At 46.9% G+C, this 3,974-nt stretch carries 5 protein-coding genes; 2 read left to right on the top strand and 3 right to left on the bottom strand.

Translation table 11 applies throughout. The features are described 5' to 3' along the window. Positions 1 to 602 precede the first annotated feature (602 nt). The gene (locus tag F6K20_RS27655; RefSeq protein WP_131826833.1) at positions 603 to 872 is read left to right on the top strand and encodes a hypothetical protein; all 270 of its coding nucleotides are present in this window, start codon (positions 603 to 605) and stop codon (positions 870 to 872) included. Positions 873 to 951: 79 nt separating this feature from the next. On the opposite strand, the gene F6K20_RS27650 is transcribed toward F6K20_RS27655, so the two are convergent. Next, complete coding sequence (locus F6K20_RS27650) at positions 952 to 2,031, bottom strand: MraY family glycosyltransferase (protein WP_044492818.1); 1,080 nt, start codon at positions 2,029 to 2,031, stop codon at positions 952 to 954. A 354-nt stretch (positions 2,032 to 2,385) separates the two neighbouring features. Then, positions 2,386 to 2,622, bottom strand: coding sequence for a regulatory protein SipA (sipA, locus tag F6K20_RS27645; protein ID WP_071102259.1), 237 nt, complete (start codon positions 2,620 to 2,622; stop codon positions 2,386 to 2,388). 166 nt (positions 2,623 to 2,788) lie between these two features. On the opposite strand from sipA, the gene F6K20_RS27640 reads away from it, so the two are divergent. Beyond that, positions 2,789 to 2,959: a hypothetical protein gene (locus F6K20_RS27640; RefSeq protein ID WP_287249349.1), complete on the top strand. Its 171-nt coding sequence runs from the start codon at positions 2,789 to 2,791 to the stop codon at positions 2,957 to 2,959. Here F6K20_RS27640 and F6K20_RS27635 read toward each other — a convergent pair. Continuing rightward, on the bottom strand, positions 2,956 to 3,974 hold a 1,019-nt coding region (locus F6K20_RS27635; protein WP_287296812.1), incomplete at its 5' end, for a sirohydrochlorin chelatase. The two genes, F6K20_RS27640 and F6K20_RS27635, sit on opposite strands and share 4 nt — an antisense overlap.

The raw sequence follows: 3,974 nt of genomic DNA, 5'->3' as shown, positions 1-3,974 counted from the left end.
TTTAACCGCTGCAATCAAGAAATTGGGTAAAGCGATGCAGAGGTGCGACCCGTGGCGAATTTAATTATGGGTCAAGCGCACCTAAGCGGTCTTGGGGGAAACCCCCACTCGCGCTTTGCATCAATAAGTGATCTGTTAAATTGCGGTAGTCTTGCTGCTTACTGAAGAGGGCGGCTTTGTTGCTAGCAAATCGCCTCAAAGCAGGTGATTTAATCGGGATATAATCATAAAATGCATATTATATCATTTAATCCCAATTAAAGTATGTAGGGTCTGACCCCCAATTTATTTTAGCAGCGGTCTCGTATAATATGTCAATTTAATTGACAATTTAATATATCTTAATATATGAAGCACCACCACCTGCCTAAGGGCGAGGTGGTGGTATCCAAGTAGGACACTCTTCTCGATAGAGACAGCTACCCGTATACTCGGAAACCGCGCTTCTCGGTGAACAGCAGGGACTTTTGCCATACTGAACCTCGTTCTCATTTCCGGCTAGAGCCTATAGAAACAAATTCTGTATTTGGTTATGTATCGTTATTTGGCGCAAGCTCCCTACTTTTCTAATCGGGCGACACCAAGACTTAAGAGTTACGAACTTGGCTACATCGGTCTTATATCTACCCTTAATTCCCAGCTTTCTTGGTCTGGAGGGTAATAGTGCCAAAGTAGTTAAGCAAATTATACCACAAATGCCAACCCACTTCCCTTGCGCCCTAACCACCACTTGCTATCGCGAAGATGGTGGAATGCGGGCTGATTGTCCGTTCAATTCCAGAGCAAGAGTAGTCAGCTTACGCCCTACGCACATGCTGCTCTTGCCAGCACTGACCAGGGCATTGCTGACTATCGTTTGGGATACCAAGTAGAGTTGGGTCAGTTACCAATTACCCATGACCCATGACCAATTACCGATTACCCTGAATCATTCCACAATTGGGCAACGCTTCATTTCGCTCTAATTCTTTGCAAAACAGTAATGCCTAACAGCAAAATGATACCCCCTGTCGTGGCATAGATCACCCTAGGAGTCATATCTTGTAGTTTCATCGCTAGCCAGTTAGACACTAAGGTAATGCCCCAAAGGATAAGGGCAACATAGCGCTGGGAAAAACCAAAGGCTAACAAGCGGTGATGTAGGTGGTCTTTACCTGGGGTAGTTAGAGGGTTTTTACCATTGATCAACCGTCGCACAAATACCTGAGTAGTATCTAGAACTGGCAATAGCAAAAATACTACTGGGGGGACTAGGGCAAATACCGTAGTCACTTTCAAAGACCCTAAAATGCTGCTGGCAGCTAGTACATAGCCGAAAAAGTACGCACCTGCATCTCCCATAATAATGTGGGAAGGATGGAAGTTATGGCGCAAAAATCCCAGAGCTGACCCCCCTAGGGCTGCCAGAAGCAACGTTGCTGCGGCACGACTGGGAAACTGAGCTGAAACCGCTAACAGGCTCATAGCAGTAATAAAGCTGACGCCTGCCGCTAAACCATCCATCCCATCCATAAGGTTAATGGCATTAGTAATACCCACAACCCATAGAACCGTAAGTAACATGGAGAGTTGGACATCAATCGGAGTCCCAAAGGTGGCTTTAATCCCTGCACCACTAGCCACTAACAACAGGGCAGCAATAATTTGAACCGACAAGCGTACATAGGCAGGCAAACCAAATTGATCATCAATAAAGCCTACCAGTACCAGAACCGAGCCCCCCAGGAGAATAGTCAGAACTTGAGCTAACACCCCTTCAATGACAATCGGTCTGAGGAGGGTAGCTAGTACCAGTGCAGCTACCACTCCGGTATAGATAGCTAAGCCTCCTGCATTGGGTAAGGGTTCTTGGTTAAGCCGCCGAGCATTGGGTTGGTCAGCCCAACCAACCTCCAAGGCAAATGAGCGTAAAGTTGGCATCAAGCATCTAGTCACTGCCCATGCCAATCCGAAAGTTAATATGACTGCCAGCCAGCCACTTCCCCTAGGGTTGGCAATTCCGAGGGACTGTAGGAAGCTGTACACATCTATCTCCCAAGTCACGTCCACACTGCAAAATTGTAATCGCTATGGATAATATTAAGCTCATCTTGTAAATAAGGTACATGGGCAGAAGCACATCAGCAGGAAAAAGCGATTAGCACTTAGGGATTAGGTAAGCATTCAGGTCAGTTATCAGCTAATGGGCTGCGCGCACGCTACTTGAGGTGCTAGCAGGCGCTTTAACTGCACGGGGTGGGTACAGAAAAACGAGTATGGATTTTCAACCAGCCGTATCAGCACCCCCCAACTTTTTTACTACCGACTGTTGATTAGCTGACGGCTGACCGCTGATAGCACCTCAAGTAGCACCATCTGTAGCGCATATGCTTACGGGATTAGGGGTTAGGGGTTAGGATTTTCCTCCTGAACTAACTCAATGTACTGACTATCGATCAGAAATGCTCCTCTAGAAAAGCGAACACCCCAGTATCCTCCTGGACGTCGGTCGAGGATTACTCCCTCTTCCCCAACTTTAATCACATCAGGAGGTCGTAACATGGGCATTGGTTCAGCAGTTTTGACGTAGCGTGGTAATGTAATTACTCTTACGCGATCGCCAACGTTAAAGTCTTTAGACATTGGTCAGTCAAAAAAGGGGGGTTGAAGGTTAGCAGGTTGGCTGGTTGAAGGTTAACAGGTTGGCTGGTTGAAGGTTATGGGGTTGGAGGTTGAAGGTTGTTTGGTTGAATGTTATTTGGTTGAATGTTGTTCTTGCCCAGGCGTCCCTTGTAGTATAGGTTGGAGGTTGTCTGGATTAACCTTCAAGCTGTTAACCTTCAAGCTGTTAACCTTAAACCTGTCAACCTTCAACCAGCCAACCTTCAACCTTCAACCAGCCAACCTTCAACCTTCAACCAGCCAACCTGTTAACCTTGGCCAAAAGGCCACGCGATCGCGTTCAACCGGCCAACCCTAGGGTGCTTGCCAAATACGCTGGTGGTATTTTTCCAAATCTTGATAGGGGTCTGGAGTATTGTGATTATGCTGGTGAGAGTGGTGGTGGTGGTGATGCCCGTGGTGATGGTGGTGGGAGTGTCCGTTGTCAGCACCATTACCAATCGCTGCTAGGCGGAACTTACACATCTCACAATTCATCTGCACTTGCCCCAACTGAGCCTCGATTTCTCGGTCCCTGAGCACAGATAGCAGCTGAGGCTGAATTCCCATTTCTGGTAAACAGGTCAAGGGAATCTCTGGATAAAGTTTCTGCTGCTGAGCTGTGATATCAAAAATCTTTTTTACTAAAGCCCCGGTAAATAGGAAGTAAGGAAGTACTATAATATGCTTAGGTTGGTAGAGTCGGGCGCGACGGAAGCCTTCTTCTAACCGAGGATGGGTAATGCCAATAAAGCAGGTTTCCACAGTTTTATAGCCACTGCCTTCCCAGAGCATGCGAGCCATTTTGTAAACATCACCATTAGCATCAGGGTCACTGGAGCCACGACCAACAAATAGAAGTACTGTGTCCTTTTTTAAGGCTAGAGGTTGTTGTGTTGAAGGTTCTAGATGGGAACGTTCACCGTTCAACTGGCTAACGGGTAACTCTGGTTGGGGTTGGTCAAGTTTGGCAAGCCGTTGCCGCCATAAATCCAGAATTCCCGTAGTAATTCCAAAATGACGCCCGTAGTGAAATTTGACTTGGGGATATTTTGCCCTTGCCCGGTCTAACTCGTTAGTAACATCAAATTTATTGTGGCGAGCTGCAAACAGTAAAATCGGTAATACAGTCAATTCTGTATAACCCTGCTGGACACAACTCTCTACTCCTTGTTGAATAGTTGGACCAGTCAGTTCCAAAAAACAAGGCACTACTGGCCGAGAACGGTTCAAGGTTTGATAGGTGTGGGCAAAATCAAGGAAAGTCTGACGCCCATCGGGGTCTCTAGTGCCGTGACCAACCATTAATAAAGGGCGTTTTAGCGGTAGGGGAA

This window comes from Moorena sp. SIO2C4 (assembly GCF_010672485.1).
GTDB lineage: Bacteria > Cyanobacteriota > Cyanobacteriia > Cyanobacteriales > Coleofasciculaceae > Moorena > Moorena producens.
Note: the sequence above shows the minus strand (reverse complement) of the source record. Positions and strands in the feature narration are given on the sequence as shown.